A 20,464-nucleotide genomic window follows, 5' to 3' on the forward strand; every position below is an offset into this window, starting at 1 on the left:
CGATGCATTTCTGTTCCAGCTGCTGTGCAACTTTCACCAGTGCTCTCTCATGTTGCGGCACTTTCCGTGTCTGAAGAGCAGGAATACAATCAGTTTAAATTTTACCTCTGCTGGACTTAATTAATGTATGATTTTTGCCAGTTCTTCATCTGTGAGGCCAGTGATCTCCTTTATAAACTTTAATTCCATACCTTTTTTCAGAAGCTTATCTGCAATTTCCAGCTTGCCTTCCTGACGCCCTTTTTCAATACCTTTCTGTTCCAGCTGCTGTGCGATTGTCATCAGAGCCTCCTCATGCTGTGGCACTCTCTGCGCCAGATTACGTACAAAGGCTTCAGCGTCATCAGTTTCGCCTGCCTGTATGAGATAGTTTATCAGCGATACGAGTTGCTGTCCCGTCAGATGTCCAGTCAGCAGCGTGGCGGCAAGCCGGTCAAGAAGCGCCGACTAATCCCGGCGATGAATATGCTTCTGCAGCAGGGTCAGAGCCGCCATGCTGCGATGCGTCATTATCTCGTCGTCGGGGATGACAGTAACGTCGACCAGGGGAAAGGCCGTGCCGTACAACCTTGCAGCCATGTCCGGATCGCTAAACTCACGCAGCCAGTCTGTAGAATAAGGGTAAGGGCTGCGTCTGCCGGTATAAAACAGAACAGGTACTACAAGCGGCAGCTTTTTATTGCCCGCATCCAGATGTCGCTGCATAGCTGCTATAGCATAACGCATCAGGCGAAAAGCCATGTGCCGGTCAGGGGTAGACTGATGTTCAATAAGAACGTGAATGTAGCCGTCACCCTCTGTCGTTTTGACGCTATAGAGTACGTCACTGTAATAGGCTCGAAGATCTTCTTCCACAAAGCTGCCCGACTCAAGTTTGAGGGTGCTGAGATCACATATCGCACGAAACTCTGCGGGCACGTGGAGTTTGATAAAGTCGCGTGCAGTATCAGGGTGGGTAAGAAACGCCTTGAATGCCGCATCGTGCGGTACCGGCGTAGTTTTGTTGCTCATCGTTCTTTTTTTCCCGTTCCCCATGCGTTCTTACAGGCTGAGTTGATTTGTCTTCTGAAAACTTCACGCCTGACCCGTTGCATATTCAGGTTATCAACGCTGACGCGTATGGAATTCTGCATTAAGCCAGTAGGCAAAAGTCGTGATCCTGCTGGCAAAATTCAATATGTCGCCCTTTGGACGGTAACTGATGCTCAGCAGATAGTCCATTTCCTCAGTAAGGGCCGGGTACCTGTCACTAAATTTTTCACACAGATCTTCCAGGGTAACCGGCCAGTCCTGATCGTTCTCTTCACGGAGTATGTTTGTCGCACGAATGGCCTTACGTGCAGCCGACCGCTGCAGGGCATGACGCTGCGCGGTTTCCAGAGCCGGTTTCATCAGGGCAACGTAGCCATTCAGTACGGTCAGAAAATCACCGTTAACGGCGACGGCAATGTCCCTTGAGGGTCTGAAAGGTTTAAAGTGTTCTCGAAGGTCTTCACCATACAAGCAGATGCAGTGATGTTTCAGCCAGTAGCCCCAACGATTCGCACTGGCAGGCAACATCACTTCATCCAGCACGCCCGGGTCGATATCAACTTTACTGATGACTGAATATTGCTGTTCCAGCTCTGCCTTAAAAGCATGTATTTTGTCTGCTGTGGCGTCGTCGAGTTCCCGGGTGAATATCACCGTCAGATCCAGGTCGGATAACGCTTCTCTGCCTGTGCCATCAGCGAGGCTACCATACACATATATACTGTGGATCTGGTCAGGCATGCCTTTACTCAGCTGCTGCACCACGTCAGAAACTACTGGGGCGAAAGCAGGCTGAAAGCTGCTTAAGACAGGTTCGGTGATGAATCCGTTTTTATCAACCGCCATTCGTTCTCCTTCGTGCTATTAACGACATCCTCAACTGAAGCCAGCAGCGGTAGAAGAATAATACCAGCCGCATCAAAAGATTTCATTCAGGGTGAACGGCATACAGGTTCAGTCGGCGCCTGTGCAGAAGGTATCCTGCTAGTCATCATCACTTTCCATGAGCGCTACCATAGCTCCCTTATGAGCTTCCACCATTCTGATATAGCGCATTACCGTCTGGGTCTGGGTCCAGGTACCCTCCTGCATGATCTGCGCAATCGAGATGCCCTTTCTGGCCATATCCTGCGCGGCACCGACGCGCGCGCTGTGGCCACTCCAGCTGGAATAGCGTCCCTTGTTGGTTTTAAGGGGAGTTTTCGCACCCGCCTGAAGTCTGGCGCGCCGCCAGATATCTTCCAGGCAGGGTGCACTCATGGGTACTTCAGTGACTGAGATAATTTTGTTAGACCGGTGTATGGGGCAAAACAGAACCGCATCGGGTTCGTCGGCCAGACCCGCTGCGTGTATCCAGTCCATAAGCCGCTCAGATGAGCGTGAACTGAGTGCCTTAACGATCCCACCAGACTGCAGGATGGTTTTGGTCCAGCCCACGTCGAGGATAATGCGACCGTCGGCCGCGCGCGAGATATCCCGTACCCGCAGGCGGGACAGCTCACTCATACGCAGCAGGGTGCCGTAGGCCACGTGCATGAAGGCGAGATCCCGCAGATGCTGAAGCCGTGATGAATGCTTCCACGCAGCATCGAGACGATTCAGATCCGGGCGGCAGAAAGGCACTGCCTGCCCGGTGCGCTCGCCAGAGACAACGGCAGTACGGTTAATTTTCTTTTTGGCGCGAACCACGTCGGGCGATACCGTCGGCGGTACTAGTCCGGCGTTACGGTGTAACATAGACATAAGCGCGGCGTGCACCGATATCGTCGAAGTTGACCGGCCAATCGCCTGCAGGTGAAACAGGTAGTCCTGCATGTCCTCGGGCGACATGGGCAAAAATGAACGGCTGTTTTCCTGCGACCAGCGCCAGCAGACCCGCATCACGCTCAGCAGCTGGCGCCACGTGTTAGGCGAGAAGGCTTCGCGGTGACGGACGAACGCGGCCAGCTTCTTGGTAAGATCGTCACCGGCGCTGCCGCTGAGGGCCACACCGTTAAAACCGGAGAGTTCGTTCATGTCTGCTCAGTATTTGCCCGTTTTGATCACAGCATCGCTACGTGAATTCTGCAGAAAGAGCAGGGCACATGCCCGCCAGATTTCACGTAGCGCTGCCGGAGATTTAACCGCTTACGCCCGCAGCTTATCAGCAGGGCAGCATTCAGCTCTCGCCGTCTCGTATAAATGGCCATAAAGCTCAGGATCCGGCCCGGATCCGCATGATACAGGGGTTTCTGGCGTTTGTCTGGCCTTATATAAGCCTAATTATATAAGGTTAAAAGAGGTCAAATTCAATAAAACATTTTAGTGAGGTCAGGACAGACGTATTGTCGATGATAATAATTATATGGAATTAGAACATGATTTATGTTCGAAATTAATTTATGAGGAAGGGTACATACCGATAGAATTCTTTATTTATATGACTCAAGCAAGCTTTCCTATACTCTTCCCTAAAGAATACGTAATAGAGCGAACTTTGCGATTGACCTATAAATTTTGGCGGAAATTCTGAATGCCCCTTGAGCAACAGAGGCTATTAAGAAATGTATAAATTGATATGGCTGAATTTTAATTGAACAAGCATATTTTACTGATAAAATCGCACTTGTGTTATTTAATAAAACTCTTACACACCATCATGATGTCTAAGAAATAATCAAAATACTGTTCTTCCTGAAGGCAAAATCGCACACCACTGCTGCTTGTAACTCCAGGCCTCATTATAAGCGCCTAATGAGAAGACAAGATTCTTATTGCGTGATCTTGCTAGTTCCTTAGCTTGACTTATATTGCTCCAAAGCAGAAGACTTCCGATACCCAAATCCTTGAGTGAGGGGTTTAGACCGCCATTATAATCATCAATGTATATCCAATTTTGACATTCTACTATATAGTTTAAGTCAAAAGCGCAAGGTTCACCCTTGTGCAAGACAACATACCCAAAAATCATATCCCGGAAATTATCAAAGACATCATAAAGTACATCATAAGAAGGGCAATATACTGTTTCTTCCCAACGAAGGAGAAATAACTTTCGATAGATATTAACAAGTTCTGATGTTGTAAACAGTGAAAAATCTTTGACCTGCCCACCTGATGATATGAACCGTTTTAATTCACCGGAACGTTTCCTTACCGATTTAGAAGAAAAGTTATCTTTAACGTATGCAATCCTTTTCTTGAATTTTTTGTGACTAAAAGAATTAATGACATAATTATTAATTATTGGTGATATTCTCTTCACCTTAAAAGGCAAATATACCTTGCAGCCTTTTTTAATTGGATAAATTAAATCATCGAAAACAAAGGGAAGTTCCTTGTTTTTATAATCTCCTTTTCCTTCAATCAAAAAAAATGCCGCGATTGGCACATCACGATCAACTTTATAGTAATAATTTACTTTAACCCCATGCTTTTCTGATAGATAGGTTAACAACTTAGGATGAGTGCAAAAATTCCCTCCATACATATTAAATATAATGGTGTATTGATGAATATCGCAACTCATCCATCCAGATAACTTGAACCTAATATTAATCATGTGAATCCCAGAAGAAATAAAAAGCCGTTTTCAATTAATCCATCTAAGAAGGAATGAAAATCAAAAATTTTATATATTACCATCACATTAAACAAAACATAAACAGAATGGAAATTGTACATATTTATTAATCCCCGCCTTCAATTCCACACAATCTACACCTCTCATCAACACAAACTCCACATTAGAAATATAATTAAATAAGAAAATAATTATGCATGGTTGATTTTTTAAAAAAATAAAAATGAGTTGATTTCAATATTCCAGGTGGATTAGGATGCTTAACGAAATCAACTCATCGTAATGGCATAAAAATGAAATCAAAACCCAAAGATATCAAAATTATAATTCAGGAAACTATCACCGTATCAATAAGCATCACAATAGCTATAATATTTTTCATTATCTGGTTTCAATAACATTATTTCAGGCAACTTCACCCTTAAAATCCACGGCATTGATTTCATAAATAATTTTATTCAATGAAAGATATTGCTTAGCCAAACTGTATTTACTCATAAATGCAACCTTTATAAGCAGATTAAATTATTTAACATTTCCTCTCACGAACAATGTTCCTTTTTGTAAGGGGCTGGACAACGCCAGCTAAGGCTACCGCGATTATCGCGACAATCTCTAAACCGCTGAATAGTTGTTAAAAAGTAATCCTAAAGCTTCCGTCACTCCATAACTCCATAACTCCGTTAACCGGTGACTGCTTCTAATGGAGAGTGGTAAGGGAGGATTAGATGCCATCAGTTATGGTTATGGTGAGCAGGTGACAGCATCGTAAAGAATAAAATGCGGGCCTGCACAAGCTATTTAACATAAGATAGATTTAGCGCATTTCATTATCTATCTGATATTTATATAATTAAATTGAATCCTATTCCACATCAAGCATGCGACTCATGTTGGTATTCCGCGCTAAGCTCAGCGACTATCCGCATCCTGACAGTATGTATTTGCCCTACATTTCAATCTGACTTCGGTTATCACGTAGCACTGCAGATTGGCCGCCAGTGCCTTTTGAGACAGAGCTTACCGATCTGCCAAACTTATACGGGCAGCACAAATTACAGCAATGATGACACCGCGAATTGCCGGAACAAGAAGAAATGAGAACAGCCAGGCCCACCATTTTACCGACGAGCCTGGCTGTATCGCGATTGGCACCCGTATTCTTTGCCCGATCAACCGCAGAATTTTGATCGCGCCCGCAACCCGATTTCTTATTAAGATCTTTCTCAGGAAGTTATTTAATCGTATCAAGACTGTGTGTTCCTATGAAAACACACAGCTTGAGTGAGCATGTTGGGTTTGGAGACGACACATATCGCGTCGGCACCCAACAACTCGGCAACACCACCAAATTTAAAAATCCCAGCTAAGCTTCGCCATCACTGCCCGCTCTGAGCCATAGAAACAGCCTTGTGACGCGGTGAAGCAACTCGTGACGTACTGCCGATTAGTCAAATTCTGCGCGGTAACCTGCACCTTACCGCCTTGCAGGCTGTGCGCCAGATGGCCGAGATCGTAGTGCACCTCTGCATCCATCACGCCATACCCGGCAGTATTAAACTGATCATCCATGGTGCCGCCTTTGGTGCCGTTACTAAAGCGTCCACCGACCCCAGCCCCTAATCCAGCAACCACGCTGGTCGCGGGTGCTTCCCAGTTCAACCACAATGAGCCGAAACGAGTGGGAATACGCAGCGGCGTTCGGCCAATAACAGCCGGGTCGCTGTCCTGTACATACTGTACATCCTGCCATGTCATCGAACCGATGACACTGAACTGCTCTGTCAGGTTACCGCGCGCTTCTAACTCCAGTCCGCGCGAGCGAATTTTCCCACCCTGCACCGAATAGCCGGCATGAACCGGATCGGTGGTCAGCACTTTGTCCTGAGTAAGGTTAAACGCCGCGATAGAAAACAGCGCAGGCAGGGATTTTGGCTGATATTTAATGCCCGCTTCATACAGTTCACCGTGCGAAGGATCAAACGGTTGGCCGCTGCTGTTCACCGAGGTGGTTGGCTGGAAGGACTGCGCGTAAGTGAAGTAAGGGGCGATACCATTATCAAACAGGTAGTTAAGCCCAGCTCGCCAGGTTGTCGCCTCATCGCGCTGTTTAATATCGTCGCTGTCTCCCAGCAGATCGGTGGTGCGAATGCTCGACCAGTCATGGCGCACGCCGAAGGTGGCTCGCCACTGCTGATAACTCAGCTGATCCTGCGCATAAAGGCCGGTCTGGGTATTCATCACCCGGGTATTTTGATAATCCTGCAACCCACCATAAACCGCCTGACCGTAATGGGGATCGAAGATATCCAGTGGGCTGACAGTGCCATTGGCGTAGTTGGCGTGCCCGGTGAAGCGATCCCAGCTCATGCCCAGCAGCAACTGGTGATCGATGTCGCCAGTGCTGAAGTGCCCGTGCAGCTGATTATCCAGATTAAGCGTATTGAAATGCTCATTTGACGCCGCGATGGTCCGACTAATGGTGCGTTGATCCGGCTCCAGACCAGCAAAAATCACTGCATTGTAGTTTGAGGTCTGTTCGCTGTAACGCCCGTTAAGGCTGAAAAACCAGTCATCATTAAAGTAGTGATCGGCACTATAGCCAACAGCCGCCTGTTTACGTGAGAAGGTGTTGTGATCAGGTTCCCCCGGATAGGCATCTGTCGGCAATTTACCGTTAGGATTTGGTTGTGCCGTGCCGGCCACCGGCAGCGAGGTTTGCGCGCCCATTTTAGGGTCGTTCTGCACGCGGGCGTACAGCGTCAGGCGGTTGTAGTAGTCTGGCTGGAACGTCACCGATGGCGCTAACGCCCAGCGTCGCATCTCCGTGCCACGCTCTTGTCCTTCACGGGTGGTGGCCGTACCGACAATACGATACAGCACAGTGCCCTCATCATTGGCTTTACCGCCGAGATCAAATGAACCGCGCTGATACTGATGATTACCCGCTTCCAGTTCAACATGATGAATGCTTTCCGCCGTCGGCAGCTTACTCTGCATGGCAATAATCCCACCAGGACTGGCAAGACCATACAGCACTGAGGCGGGTCCCCGTACCACGCTGATATTTTCTAGCAGGAAAGGATCGACCTGCTGGAAGCCATACACAAGCCCGTTGTTCATACGCAGGCCATCGAGAAACTGATCGTTAAAGCCGGTGGAGCCGTAGTTAAAACCGCGAATCGAGAACTGGTCAAACGCGCTGACGCCGCCCCACTGTTCAGCGGCTACGCCTGGCGTATAACGAAGCGCTTCGTTGAGGGAACGCACATTCTGTGCATCCATTTGCTGGCGTGTAATCACCGAGATCGACTGTGGCGTTTCGAGCAGCGGCGTATCGGTTTTAGTGGCACTTTTGCTACGTGTTGCCACCAGTCCGCTATTGTCTGATGACGCTGCAGTCACGCTAAGCGTCTCTTCTGCCTTTGCTTGTGTTGCCATTAATATTGCCATTAACGCCAGACTGAGTGGCTTCAGCGCTGCCAATCCTTTTACCCTGTTGTGCATAACGTCCCAAACTCCCTGAGAGGTGAAATGATTCTTATTTGGATATGTTATAACATAACATTTAAATCGCGATAATGAATTCCGCTTTTCTGGCTCTGATTAATGGAGATTGGGATTAGAAGAGGAGTTGTGAAACGGAAGGTTTGGCTGACGGCACAAAAAATCAGTGTGGTTAAGCCGGAACCCAGAGGTATATCAGGTTCCGGCCTGAACAATCCTGCAATCGCTGACCTTACTTGGGGTAGCGAGGGTTACACCTCGCTACCCTGCTGCGCCTGAACTAAAGCGCGATAATGCCCGTTTTCAAGTGCCATCAGCGTCGCATGATCGCCGCACTCCACACAGCGTCCCCGATCGACATAAGCGATTTGATCGGCAGCGCGTATGGTTGAGAGGCGGTGTGCGACAATCACCACTGTCTTATCCGCCACCAGCGCATTAATCGCCTGCTGCACCTGATATTCCGATTCGCTATCGAGAGAGGACGTTGGTTCATCCAGCAACACCACTGGCGCATCTTTCAGAATGGCGCGCGCAATTGCCACCCGCTGCCTCTCCCCGCCGGATAACGCGCTGCCAGCCTCACCCACGCATGTGCTATAACCGTGCGGCAATTTTTCGATGACGTGATGAATATGCGCCTTACGTGCAGCGTTAATCACCTCTTCCTCTGATGCGTGCGGTTTACCCAGAGCAATATTATTGAACAGCGTATCATCCATCAGCCAAACGTCCTGAAACACCACCGAGATCTGCGCCAGCAGTTGCTCAGTTGAAATATGGCGCAACTCTGCGCCGCCCAGTTGAATACTGCCCTGTTGCGGATCGGCAAAACGGCTCATCAATCGGGTCAGCGTCGTTTTCCCGCCGCCGGAAGGTCCGACTAATGCGGTCAGTGATTTCTCCGGGATGCGCAGCGTCAAATCCTTGATTGCTGGCTGTATTTGCTGATGATAGTGGAACCCCAGATTTTGCAGTTCAATCGCAAAGTGTCCTGGCAGCTGCGCCGGCAGTTGCGTGGTCTGCTCAGCTTCCGCCAGTAGCGCATTCACCCGTACCAGGGCGGCGTCAGCCAGTTCAAACAGGCGAACCATAGCAAGTCCCAGTGTAAGTGGCTCAACCATTTGCGCGACCAGCACCGCCAGGCACAGCAACGAAGCCAGCGGCAGTTGCTGGCTGGCGCATAACCAGATCCCCAGCGCGATGGTTGCCACTAAGGTGAGCTGAATAATCAGTTGAGCCCTGCCGATAAGCCACGCTGTGCCGCCGGTCTGATGCTGCACCTGATGCTGATGAGTAAACACCTGACGTAAACATGGGGCCTGAGCGCCCGCTCGCCCGCTGGCGCGCAACATCGCCTGCCCCTGCACATATTCTACGATGGCGGCGCTGGCAGCGGCATCGGCTTCGTCAACGCGCTGAAAGTCCTGACTGGCTTCGCGCCGCACCCTCAGCATCATGGGTAATACCAGCAAACAGCCCGCCAGTAACAGCACACCTAAACGCCAGTCGAGCGTGAAAATCAGCAATAACAGCACCGCTGGCACCACCATTAGCTGAATCGCAAGCGTCGCCAGTGAGGAGAGTGCGGTGGCGGCAAAAGTCACGTTGTTACCAAGGATCGTCGCCAGATCGCCGCTTTTCCGCTGCGCCAGCCGCTCCAACGGCATAGCGCGCAACCGCTCAGCCAGACGCAGACGCAGCGCTTCAGTCACCCGATGCCAGTAGTCATACACAAACGCCATTTCACGCCAGCGCATAAAACCTTCCACAACCAGCAGGGCCGTGAGCACCAGAAGCCAGTTGACTATCTCACCGATCGGTAGCGTGCCGGGTGAAAGCAGCAGGGAAAATAGCGGCAGCGTAATTATCCAGCCTGCCGCCTGTAAAATTGCCGCCGTCACGGCATACAGCAGGGTCCTGCGAAAAGGTGCAGCGTAGTCGCCTGCAACCAGAATCATGTTGTGATATGTGCGAATCATGCCGTCACCTCACGCTGTAAGGTCCACTGGCTGGCAAGCTGATGGTGCTGCCACAGCTGGGCGTAATGCCCGTTTTGACTTAACAGCGCCGCATGACGGCCCTTTTCCACCACCTGGCCTTCATGCATCACCACAATCACATCGGCTTCAACCACGTTCTGCAGGCGATGGGCGATGGTGATCACAATGCAGTTCGGTGATAACTGCGCCAGCGCCTGTTGGATGCGCCGCTCATTATGCGCATCCAGATATGACGTCGCTTCATCCATCACCAGAATCGGCGCATCGGTAAGCAACGCTCGCGCCAGGGTAACACGCTGGCGTTGACCGCCGGATAGCGTACTGCCGCGCTCGCCGATAGGCGTGTTAAGTCCCTGTGGCAACAGGGTGACAATCTCTGTTACCCCAGTTGCAGCCATCACACGCTGTAAAGCTGCCTCACTGGCCTCCGGCGCGGCCAGTCGCAGATTCTCCTCCAGCGTGCCGCTGATCAAAAACGGCTCCTGTAACACCAGCGCCATCTGCTGCAACAGCACGTCACTGCGCATCTGGCGGATATCGCAGCTGCCCAGCGTAATCTCGCCGTCAGTAACATCGTAAAAGCGCGGGATCAACCGTGCCAGCGTCGATTTCCCCGATCCAGAGGCACCGACAATGGCGCAATGTGTGCCGGGCGTCAGCGTTAAGGTAACATCCCGCAAGGCGGGCCGTGACAGGCCGGGGTAGCTAAAGCTGACATGTTTAAGACTCAGCGTGTGGCCCTCAGGCATCCGCGGTTGCAGTGGCTCGGGTAATATCGGCTGTGCCAGCACGTCGCTGATACGTCGCGAGGCGGCTCCGGCATCATTCAGATAGTTCGCCAGATGCACCAACGGTTCCAGCGCCTTAACCGGCAAAGTCCCCACCATCAAGGCGAGCAACCATTGCGCCAGCGTAATCTGCCCCGTTGCATACAACGCCAGCCCCGCCACCATCAACACTGTGGCGGTGGGCAACGCGGCACCCACCAGACGGTTGATTTTCCACGGCAGTTTACTGCCTGCCATCCAGGCCTCCACTGCCTGCGTGAACTGCTGTAGCCGCGCGCTAAAGCGCTGCCAGCCTGCCGCACCGTTATCAAACGTGCGCATCACCGCCATGCCCTGCACCAGCTCAATCACCCCGGCATTCACCGCTTCACTGGCTTCATTGTAACGCGCACGCTGCTGCGGATTTTCCCGCGCCATCAGCGCCATACAGACGAGGCTGATCGGCAGTAACAGCAGCGCCACCAGCGCCAACCGCCACTGCACTACGGCTAACAGCAGCAGCGCCGCGAGCGGCTGGCTGAGGCTGGCACCGACAAACGGCACCGCGTCAGCGACGGCGATATGCAGCGCTTTCACATCATCCTGGATGATTTTTCGCAGTCGCCCGCTGCCCCAACTCTGCACCACGCCGAGCGGTACGCGGCTCAGATGTTCTACCAGTTGCTCACGCAGCGCTTCCTCCAACTGGTAGCTCGCCTCATGCGCCCGCTCTTCCGCCTGGAGACGCAGATAAAATGCCAGCGTAATTGCCAGCGCGCTGCCCCCCAGCGCGATGATGGTTGAGGACAAGAGCTGCGATGTGTGCAGCAACGGCGTGATCGCCCATGCCAGCAGCGCCATGCCGCTGACATTCAGCAATCCTGCGACGACGCCACAGCCAAGGGCCAGACGCAGCGCGCGTGCCACCTGCGGCACGCGCGCAACTAACTGACCAGGTTCACCCAGTAGTTTCATTTCAGTCCCTTATTCACTAGATGTTTTACGGCCTGTGTATTTGGTGTATCAATGCAAGTCAAATTGATGGAGGAGAGCATTGCGGTGCGTCCATTGTAAGTTTTGTTGCTGAAACTAACTGTTGCGTGACCTTGTGCGCGGGCCGCTCCAGCAGCTGAAAAACGGGCCCCTGCTCTACCACCTTTCCGTGATCAATGACCATCAATGTGCCGCCTAGCTGTGCGGGAAGAGTCAGGTCATGGGTGACGATGAGTAAGGCAATACCCCGTTCGCGCTGCAAACGTCGCAAGAGTTTGATCAGTTCAAGACGCGTGGGACCATCTACCGCGCTGGTGACTTCATCGCATAACAAAATATCAGGTCGAACGATCAGCGCGCGTGCCAACGCGACTCGTTGCTGTTGCCCACCGGAAAGTGTGCTGATTGTCCGCGAGAGAAGATGCGTTTCAAGACCGACCTGCCGTAGTACTTCATGAAGCCGTTGCTCTCGCTGTTCTACAGTTAGTTTCGGGACATTAAGACGTAGCGGTCTGAGCAGTAACGCGCGTACACGATAAAAAGGATTTAACGCACTGGCGGGATTTTGCGCAACATATTGCATCTTTGATTTCTGCACGCGGCTGCGCTGGTGAATGTTCAAAGGCAACGCGGCGTCATGCAGGGTTAACACGCCGCTGGCGGCGGGTTGCAAACCCGCTATTGCGCACAACAAGGTGGTTTTACCTCCGCCGGAACGGCCAGCAATGCTGAGTGTCTCACCCCGCCCTAGCGAAAAATGCAGCGGCATGAGTGTCAATTTGCCTGCGAAGCTAACACTGACCTTGCTGCCTGACAGCAGAGGGCCAGTACCCGATTTCTCCGTCTGGTTAAGTATTCGTGGCTGCCACGCTTCAAGTAACCTTTGCCCTGCAGGTGTGCGGGGAGCTTGTAAAAACGTCTGAGTCTGTTGCTGTTCGATCGCTTCTCCCTGCGACATGACCACGATCCGATCCGCTATCTGGCTGGCCTGGGGTAAATCATGGGCGATAAACAGTACGCTCATACTATGCGCCCGCGCCGTGGAGGCAATCCAGCGCAGCAGCGCTTGTGTGCTGACGCTATCCAGTGCGCTGGTGGGTTCATCCATCAGCAATAAGGCTGGGTAGCCGAGCATCGCGGCCACCACCATGACGCGCTGGCGCTGTCCACCTGAGATCTGATGAGGATAGCGCTGTAAAAATTCCTCACCATCAGGTAATCCCAGCTCTTTAAAATGAGCGGCCACCTGTTGTTTACGCTGTTGCGCGGGTAGTCCGCGCCGCGCCGCCATAATGCGCAGGTAAGTCTCGATCGTTTGTGAAGGCATCATGCTCAGACGCGGATCCTGCGGCACGAACCCTGTTTTCTGTGACCTCAACTGTCTCAGTGCGCGATCGTGCAATGAAAACAACGCACGACCTGCGAGCCTGACATCGCCTTCTATGCCTGCCGCTGTCGCTGGAAAATGTCCCAGTGCAGCACGCAGTAACGTGCTCTTACCGCTGCCTGATGCCCCCACCAGTGCAACGATTTCGCCGGTTTTAACCTGAAGTGAAAGTGAGTTAATCAACGTCTGCTTGGGCAACTTCAAACTAAAATGTTTGATCTCCAGCGCCATACTGACATCGCCAGTGGCGTCAGAGAGCGATGAGACTGGCAGCTTTTTTTTCCTGCGCGAAGGGGTATAAAGCCCATCCAGACTCAGGTTGAGTGGAATAAGGAGTAACAATATTGCGGCGATGGGCGCCAGCGTTGCCCAGGGTTGAAACGACAATCCCTGACGGTTTTCCATGATCATCAGGCCCCAGTCTGCCTCGGGCTGTTGTGCGGCCAGCCCGAGAAAACTGGCCGTCGCCAATATAAAGATAGCGGCCAGCAGACGAATGCCAATATCGGCACTAAACAAGGGCAACAGATTCGGCGCGATCTCCCGGAGGATAATCGACATTAATGATTCACCGCGACAGCGCGCCATATCGACGTAATCCTGCTGCAACTGCTGCAGTGTCGCCGCGCGAACTAGACGGAAGATATCGGGAAACATCACCAAGATTGCGGCTATCACCGCCGCCAGATAACCTCGCCCACTGACTGTCACCACCAGCGTTAGCAACAACAATCCCGGAACACTCAGTAAGACATCCGCGATAACGATCAGCACGCGATCAAGCCAACGTCCCTGAAGTGCGGCTATCATTCCCAGCAAACCGCCGGCTAACCACGCAAGGAGTACGCTTGAACAGGCCAGCACCATCAGCTGCTGGCCCCCGCTCATTAAGCGACTGAAAACATCTGCCCCGAGATAATCTGTACCCATCCAGTCGGTTGGGTTGGGCGGTGCAAAGGGCATATCGCGGATTTCGTCGATTGCATACGGCGCAAGCCAGGGTCCCACAACGCTAAGGAGTGCCATGAGCAGAAACAAGCCAATACCGACATATTGTTTTTTGCTCATCAATGCTTTCCTTGCCCGGCCGCTGGGTTGAGCAGCGCCGTCAGACTATCAGCCAGTAGGTTCAGGAGCACCGTCAGCGTACAAATCACCATTGCAATGCCCATCACCACTGGTGTATCGCGTGACAAGGTGGCATTAAGCAATGCCGCCGCCAACCCAGGCCAGCCAAACAGCGTCTCGGCAATCAAGGCGCCGCCAAACAGATAGGCGATGTAGCGTGCCAGGACAGGCAAACTGTGCCCTAGCGCATCCGGCAGGACCCAGTGCAATACCACTCGCGCCTCAGCCACACCATTCAGGCGGGCGCATTCGCAGGCAACAGACTGTGAGGCACGGAGCACTCCGAGACGGATGAGCTTGATATTTTGCGCCAGCGAAACGCTAAGCAGGGTCAGAACGGGCAAAGTAAATAGCGCCCACTGTGACCAAAGCGATTGGGTTGGTACAACGAGCGATAACGCGGGCAACCAGTGCAGCGTCAATGCAAATACCATGACCAGCAGCGTGCCGGTGACGAATTCAGGAAGCGCCACTAACCCGAGAGACAGCAGGCTAATCAGCCTGTCTGCAACACTGCCGGGGTGAAGCCCGCAATACACGCCTACAGTCACCGCTATCACCACCAGCAATACGCTGGCAGTGGCACCCAAAGCCAGCGAAAATCGCCCGCGTTCCCACAGCAGTTGACTGACCGAGCGACCATTTATATAACTGGTTCCCCAGTCGCCCCGCAGCACGCCATTCACCCAGTACAGATAACGCGTGGTAAGAGGTTTATCCAGCCCGAGTTGCGTGCGTAGTGTCTTCACCTGTTCAAGATTGCCGTTGCCAGCAAGGCGCTGAGTCGCGGCATCGCCCTTAACCAGCGACACTGCGCTAAAAATAATGACCGAGAGCAGCCATAGCGTGAACAGCGCTTGTCCAGCGCGCAACAGCATCCGTGTCACGGTAACCCTGAGTATCATGCTGGACGTATCCACGCATCACGTAACAGGGGATAATCGAAGAATCCAGCAGCTCTGATACCAAACACCTGCGACGAAGACGCGGCGATGGAGGGAATGCGCGCAAAAATGGCATCCCCGCCCTGTTGCCACAAGTAGTGCTGAACGTCCGCCACACGCTGGCGTAACGCATCACCGCGAGCTGCCTGCATAGCGTTCATCAGAGCATCAAGCTGCGGTGTAGCGGGACCGGTAAATGACCAGGGAGCTGATGAGCCATAGTAGAACGGCAGCGCAACGGGTAAAGGCATCGGACGATAAAGATTGGTTTGTAAGGGCGTGTTGAGTAGCAGGTTAAAGTCACTGTAGTAATCCGCAGCAGGTACACGGTCCAGCTTAAGATCAAAGTCCGCTGCTTTTGCCTGGCGCAATAGCAGCGTGGCGCTTTCCGCAGTGCCGTATTCATAATCGCTGGTGCGAATCGCCGTGTTAACCGATTTGAGCCCCGCCTTTTGCAACAGTGAATGGGCACGTTCAGGATCGTAGGCACGTACGGGCAAATCGGCCGCGAACCAGGGTTGACCAGCACCCAGCGCATCATTAGCCACTTCGCCTAATCCCATGGTCACAGCCCGCACCATCATGTCGCGGTCAATGCCGTATTTCAGCGCTTCCACCACCTCAGGCTGATTAAACGGGGCTTTGCTGAGATTCATACTCAACGCCAGATTGCTCATTTCCGCTTTTGACGAATGCCAGAGTTTGATGGACGGATTGCCCTGTTCTGCTCTGGCCGTTAACAGCGCCATGCCGCCAGCATAGTCGAACTGCCCCGCCTTCAGACCATTCAGGCGTGCAGCCGTATCGCTAACAGCGAAGAGCTGAATTTCATCCAGCCAGGGTCCGCCATGTTCTGCGTCCCAATAATCGCGGCGTGCCTGCAAGACACTTTTATCCTGTGTCCAGGATTTTAATGTGTAGGGGCCGCTACCAATGGCTGACGTAAAATCTTGCGTATTTTCTGGAAAAATAAACACAGACTGAGCCAGTAATAAATCGAAGGACCCTACTGGTTTATGCAACTGCAACGTCAGGGTGTAATCATCCTCGATCCGGGACGAAGCGAGATCCAGCGGTTTAAGCCAGCCGCTTTGGCTGCCGGGCTGACTCATCCAGGTACGCAGACTAAACATCACATCTTTAGCGGTGAGTTTTCGTCCATCACTAAAGGTGACACCCTGCCGCAGTTTTATCGTCCAACGGGTGGCGTCACTGTTGGTATCGGCAGACTCCATCAGGCGCCAGACGATACGTTCATTATCTATCTCCGCTAATGAATCCCACACTAAACGTGCGCGTACATAGTCAATATTGCTGTTGGTCGATCGCAGTACATGGGTGGAATCATTGCTGGAACCCGCGAAGGCTGCTCGCAATATTCCGCCTCTTTTCGGCCGAAGTTCCTTAGCCCAGGATGGCATGAAAAAACCGCTACTTAACGCAACACCCGCGCCAATTCCTATTGTTTTTATCAGTTTTCTTCTGGTTAAACCCTGGTGCATTCGCTCACCTCTCCCTCAACGAAATCCTTGAAATCCTGCTTCATTATCGATCCATGCATATGTTATAACATTACACTTCTATCAATACTATTGATAATCATTCTCAAAATAAACATTGAGAAAACCTTTTGATTGTTATCGTGCAGAGGATTGCTATGGAACGCATCACGACATATTCGGCAGGAAAAAATCACACAACGCGCCGCAACGGGCCTTTCACTTGCAGTATGTTACCTCGTGCTGCAAAGTGCCTGGGCACAGCAAAATAATTCAACGTTGACCGTGATAGCACAAAGCCAGCAATAACATGGCAGTAAGTTGTGTGCGGTGGAAAGCAGCAGCGCTACCAAAACCGCCACTCCGCCAGTGGAGACGCTGCAGTCTGTTTCTGTCATCACCCGGCTGCAAAGGGATGATCAAAACACGCGAAGCCTGAACCAAGCGCTGCGCTACACGCCAGGTGTGGCTGCGGAGCAGTGGGGGGCACCGCCTTTGATCAGTTCACTATTCGTGGGTTTAACTACGGTGATACGGGGTATTCCAATGTATTACAGAACGGTCAGCGCAATACCAATGGCCTGCTGTTTGGTGTGCAACAGGTTGATCCTTTACTGCAGGAACAAGTCGATGTGTTACGTGGTACCGCTTCTGTTATCTTTGATCTTTCCAATCCTGGCGGTGTGGTCGCTTTAATCAGCAAGTTGCCCACGCACGCGACTATTCGTCATATCTAAGTAGAGGGTGGTACCGATAATTATGGTCGGATTGAACTGGATTACGGTGGCGCAATCAATGAAATCAGCAGCGTGTTTTATCGTGTCGTTGCAGCAGGTCATCTGGCAGATGGCATTCAGCAAGGAACTAAACTGCTGCCCCCTCCATCACGTTCAATCTTGGATGACAACAACGGCCTGACGCTCAATTCCTGTTTCCAGTACGGCCCTAATCTTAGTGCCATCACCTCATAGCCATCTTATGGACGGTATTAACCAATCCAAACGGCAAACTGCCGCTGGATGCCAATCCCGGTGAGCCAAACCACAATACCTTCAGCCGCAGACAATCGTCGGTCGGTTACAGCTATATCCATAGCTTTAACGAAGATTGGTTAACGCTGTTAAAGGGCCGCGATTTCGGCGAAACTTCCAAATATGATGCGGTGATGATGTCGACACTCAATGGCGATATGCATACCACCAGCCGTAACACTGCCGTATCCGATGAGCATTTCAGCTCGCTTAACTTTGACAACCAGATCCATGATTTCCTCGATACGGGTTCAATAAGTTATGAACTGCTGACGGAAGTCAGTGTTGAACACATGCTTGGCCACACTAATTACGGTAGCGGAAGCGTCTCATCACTGGATATCTATCATCCCACTTAGATTGTGGCCGAGTTCGATCCTACCTCTTGGTGGCCGATTACCGCATTGCCGTACGCCGAATTATCAACCCACCCAAATTGTAACCGCCGTGGCCATATTGCCATCTCCGCTTTATCACTCTTCAATGCACGGTAAAATACGCCCGCCCCGCGCTCCTGTCCTAATCACCATAATCCAGATATTTCAGCCTGATTTTTATGACAGAGATTTGGGTGGCCCTCCAGGATGTTCGGGCCAAATAAAATGTCACCTTTTGCTCTATATCCGCCAATCGCTGCCCATCAGCCCTTGATAACCAGTTACCCTCAATTATATTTGCTCGCATCATCCGTGGGGTTTGAATACCTTTTCGCGCAGCGCATCCGTTTCATGCTCTTCAGATTGTACGCTAACCTCATCTTTGCCTTTCATCGTGCCATATCGATTGGCGACAAACATCGTCAGTGGTGGCACCAGCAGCGTAGTAACTATCACCGAGGCGGCAACAAGAATGGTCGCACTCGCGGCGGCATCGGCATATACCGGATTTGCCGCCGCAACGATCGCTGGCACGCCCGCCGCATTACCGGCCGTGGATGCCGCGGCCACCCCTGCTACGCCAGTACCACCTGTGGCGCGATCTATAAGGAATAAAGCACCACCTGACACCACCACCACCATCACGCCAATACCTAATCCCAGCAATCCGGCGCTCCAGACTTTGGTCAGATCCAGACTGGCACCAATACCAAACGCGAAAAAGGGGATCAGCCCGTCAGTAACCTTGCTCAGAAATGCACGCATTTCCGCATCAAAATTGCCGAGCATAATGCCGATCAGCAACGGCAAAATCGCCCCCAGCATGGTCTGCCATGGAAAGCCCGCTAACCCAGCCAGACCAAGTGTAACCATAGTCAGAAATGGTCCCGATTCAAGCGTCATAATGCTGAATGCGCCAATATCCCGCGCGCTGCCGTATTGCCCCATCAGCGCACAGTAAAGCCCGCCGTTGGTGTCATTCAATGAAGCCACCAGCGCAAGGGTCGATAAGCCAGCAAATATACCGCCCGCTATCGGTTGTTCACCGAGAAAATGGCCAGCGATTATGCCGACCAGCGCGGCAATACCAATTTTGGTCAAGAACAGACTGCCGCCTTTTTTCAGGATATAGGTCGTGGCCTTGATATTGATGCTGGCACCCACACAGACAAAAAATACCGCCATGATCGGCATGCTGCCAGTGAATAATGCCCCGGTGAAAGAGCCAAAAAAGGACGGCGTTTGCGGTAAAAAGGTGTGCAGCAATGCACCTAGCAGCAACGGCACCACCATCATGCCGCCCGGCACACGTTCAATCGTTCTTTTAATCGGAATATTCATGACCATCACTCCCAGTAAGATTAACGCGCCACTACCCGCTGACGCAGTTCGCCAATACCGGCGATCGAACTGACCACCGTGCTGCCCGGTTGCAGATATTCTGCCGGCTGGCGGGCGAAGCCCACCCCGGAAGGCGTACCTGTGAAGATCAGATCCCCGGGCATGAGCGTAACGACGTCACTCAAGATGGCGATGATGTCTGCCACCGAAAAAATCATCTCATTCAGCGTGCCGCTCTGTTTAACCACGCCGTCAACGATACAGGTTATGGCAGCCCCGCCTGGCAGCTCATCCGGCGTCACCAGCCACGGGCCAACGGGTGAGAATCCTTTGAAGGATTTTGCTAGTCCCCACTGCGCGCTCTGCCCGGCAAACTGGACTTTGCGGTCCGAGAAGTCCTGTCCGACCGCGTAACCGGCAACGTAATCAAGCGCGGCTTCACGCGAGACGTGCCGTGCTTCACGCCCGATCGCTACCACCAGCTCGACTTCCCAATCGATGTGGCTGTGCTGCGCTGGCACCGCCAGGTTACCTACCGGATTCGCCAGACTGCTGGCCCATTTTGGAAACACCGGCGGAAAGCTTTTCTCACTCTGCAAGCCGGTTTCTCGTGCATGTTCGTGGTAGTTGAGGCCGATAGCGAAGATCTGTGCGGGCTGCGGCGAAATCAGTCCCAGCTCCTCATCGCTAAAGCTGAAGGTTTCGGTTGGCTGATGGCGACTCGCCCAGTGACAAAACGCCGCCCAGTGCGGGAAAAGATCCGCCATGCGGGGTCCAAACTGCCCGTCGCTCTCGGCAGCAATGCGCCATGCGCAACCGGCGCTCACAACAACACAGGCGTGATCATTGATAGTGGCAACTTTCATAAAGTCCTCTCGGTGGTAGGTCGCTGA

At 52.1% G+C, this 20,464-nt stretch carries 12 protein-coding genes and 2 pseudogenes; 2 read left to right on the plus strand and 12 right to left on the minus strand.

Features of this window, described 5'->3' with window-relative positions; all coding sequences use genetic code 11:
- Positions 1-120: 120 nt before the first annotated feature.
- The 10 genes and pseudogenes from C1N62_RS21040 to C1N62_RS21085 form a co-directional block, all read right to left on the minus strand.
- Positions 121-1,011 (minus strand): annotated as a pseudogene (locus C1N62_RS21040) (Rpn family recombination-promoting nuclease/putative transposase).
- A gap of 93 nt (positions 1,012-1,104) precedes the next feature.
- Complete coding sequence (locus C1N62_RS21045) at positions 1,105-1,878, minus strand: nucleotidyltransferase domain-containing protein (protein WP_137765701.1); 774 nt, start codon at positions 1,876-1,878, stop codon at positions 1,105-1,107.
- Between the two features lie 138 nt (positions 1,879-2,016).
- Entirely contained in the window at positions 2,017-3,048 is a 1,032-nt protein-coding gene (locus C1N62_RS21050) for a tyrosine-type recombinase/integrase (RefSeq protein WP_137765702.1), read from the minus strand.
- A gap of 640 nt (positions 3,049-3,688) precedes the next feature.
- Positions 3,689-4,573: a transcriptional regulator gene (locus C1N62_RS21055; protein ID WP_137765703.1), complete on the minus strand. Its 885-nt coding sequence runs from the start codon at positions 4,571-4,573 to the stop codon at positions 3,689-3,691.
- Between the two features lie 1,374 nt (positions 4,574-5,947).
- Positions 5,948-8,101, minus strand: coding sequence for a TonB-dependent siderophore receptor (locus C1N62_RS21060; protein WP_137765704.1), 2,154 nt, complete (start codon positions 8,099-8,101; stop codon positions 5,948-5,950).
- 251 nt (positions 8,102-8,352) lie between these two features.
- Complete coding sequence (locus C1N62_RS21065) at positions 8,353-10,083, minus strand: ABC transporter ATP-binding protein (protein WP_137765705.1); 1,731 nt, start codon at positions 10,081-10,083, stop codon at positions 8,353-8,355.
- The gene (locus C1N62_RS21070; RefSeq protein WP_137765706.1) at positions 10,080-11,846 is read right to left on the minus strand and encodes an ABC transporter ATP-binding protein; all 1,767 of its coding nucleotides are present in this window, start codon (positions 11,844-11,846) and stop codon (positions 10,080-10,082) included. The genes C1N62_RS21065 and C1N62_RS21070 overlap by 4 nt, the downstream gene beginning before the upstream one ends.
- A gap of 58 nt (positions 11,847-11,904) precedes the next feature.
- The gene (locus C1N62_RS21075) at positions 11,905-14,319 is read right to left on the minus strand and encodes an ATP-binding cassette domain-containing protein (RefSeq protein ID WP_137765707.1); all 2,415 of its coding nucleotides are present in this window, start codon (positions 14,317-14,319) and stop codon (positions 11,905-11,907) included.
- Entirely contained in the window at positions 14,319-15,284 is a 966-nt protein-coding gene (locus tag C1N62_RS21080) for an ABC transporter permease (RefSeq protein ID WP_137765708.1), read from the minus strand. The genes C1N62_RS21075 and C1N62_RS21080 overlap by 1 nt, the downstream gene beginning before the upstream one ends.
- Complete coding sequence (locus tag C1N62_RS21085; RefSeq protein ID WP_137765709.1) at positions 15,281-16,825, minus strand: ABC transporter substrate-binding protein; 1,545 nt, start codon at positions 16,823-16,825, stop codon at positions 15,281-15,283. Before C1N62_RS21085 ends, C1N62_RS21080 begins: the two co-directional genes overlap by 4 nt.
- Positions 16,826-17,191: 366 nt before the next feature.
- On the opposite strand from C1N62_RS21085, the pseudogene C1N62_RS23235 reads away from it, so the two are divergent.
- Positions 17,192-17,559 (plus strand): annotated as a pseudogene (locus C1N62_RS23235) (TonB-dependent receptor plug domain-containing protein).
- A 428-nt stretch (positions 17,560-17,987) separates the two neighbouring features.
- Complete coding sequence (locus tag C1N62_RS21095; protein ID WP_137765711.1) at positions 17,988-18,212, plus strand: hypothetical protein; 225 nt, start codon at positions 17,988-17,990, stop codon at positions 18,210-18,212.
- A 324-nt stretch (positions 18,213-18,536) separates the two neighbouring features.
- On the opposite strand, the gene C1N62_RS21100 is transcribed toward C1N62_RS21095, so the two are convergent.
- Both C1N62_RS21100 and C1N62_RS21105 read right to left on the minus strand, forming a co-directional pair.
- Complete coding sequence (locus C1N62_RS21100) at positions 18,537-19,571, minus strand: 2-keto-3-deoxygluconate permease (RefSeq protein ID WP_137765712.1); 1,035 nt, start codon at positions 19,569-19,571, stop codon at positions 18,537-18,539.
- Positions 19,572-19,591: 20 nt separating this feature from the next.
- Positions 19,592-20,437: a fumarylacetoacetate hydrolase family protein gene (locus C1N62_RS21105; protein WP_137765713.1), complete on the minus strand. Its 846-nt coding sequence runs from the start codon at positions 20,435-20,437 to the stop codon at positions 19,592-19,594.
- Positions 20,438-20,464: the final 27 nt, after the last annotated feature.

Source organism: Nissabacter sp. SGAir0207, from assembly GCF_005491205.1.
In the GTDB taxonomy this organism is placed as follows: Bacteria; Pseudomonadota; Gammaproteobacteria; order Enterobacterales; family Enterobacteriaceae; genus Chimaeribacter.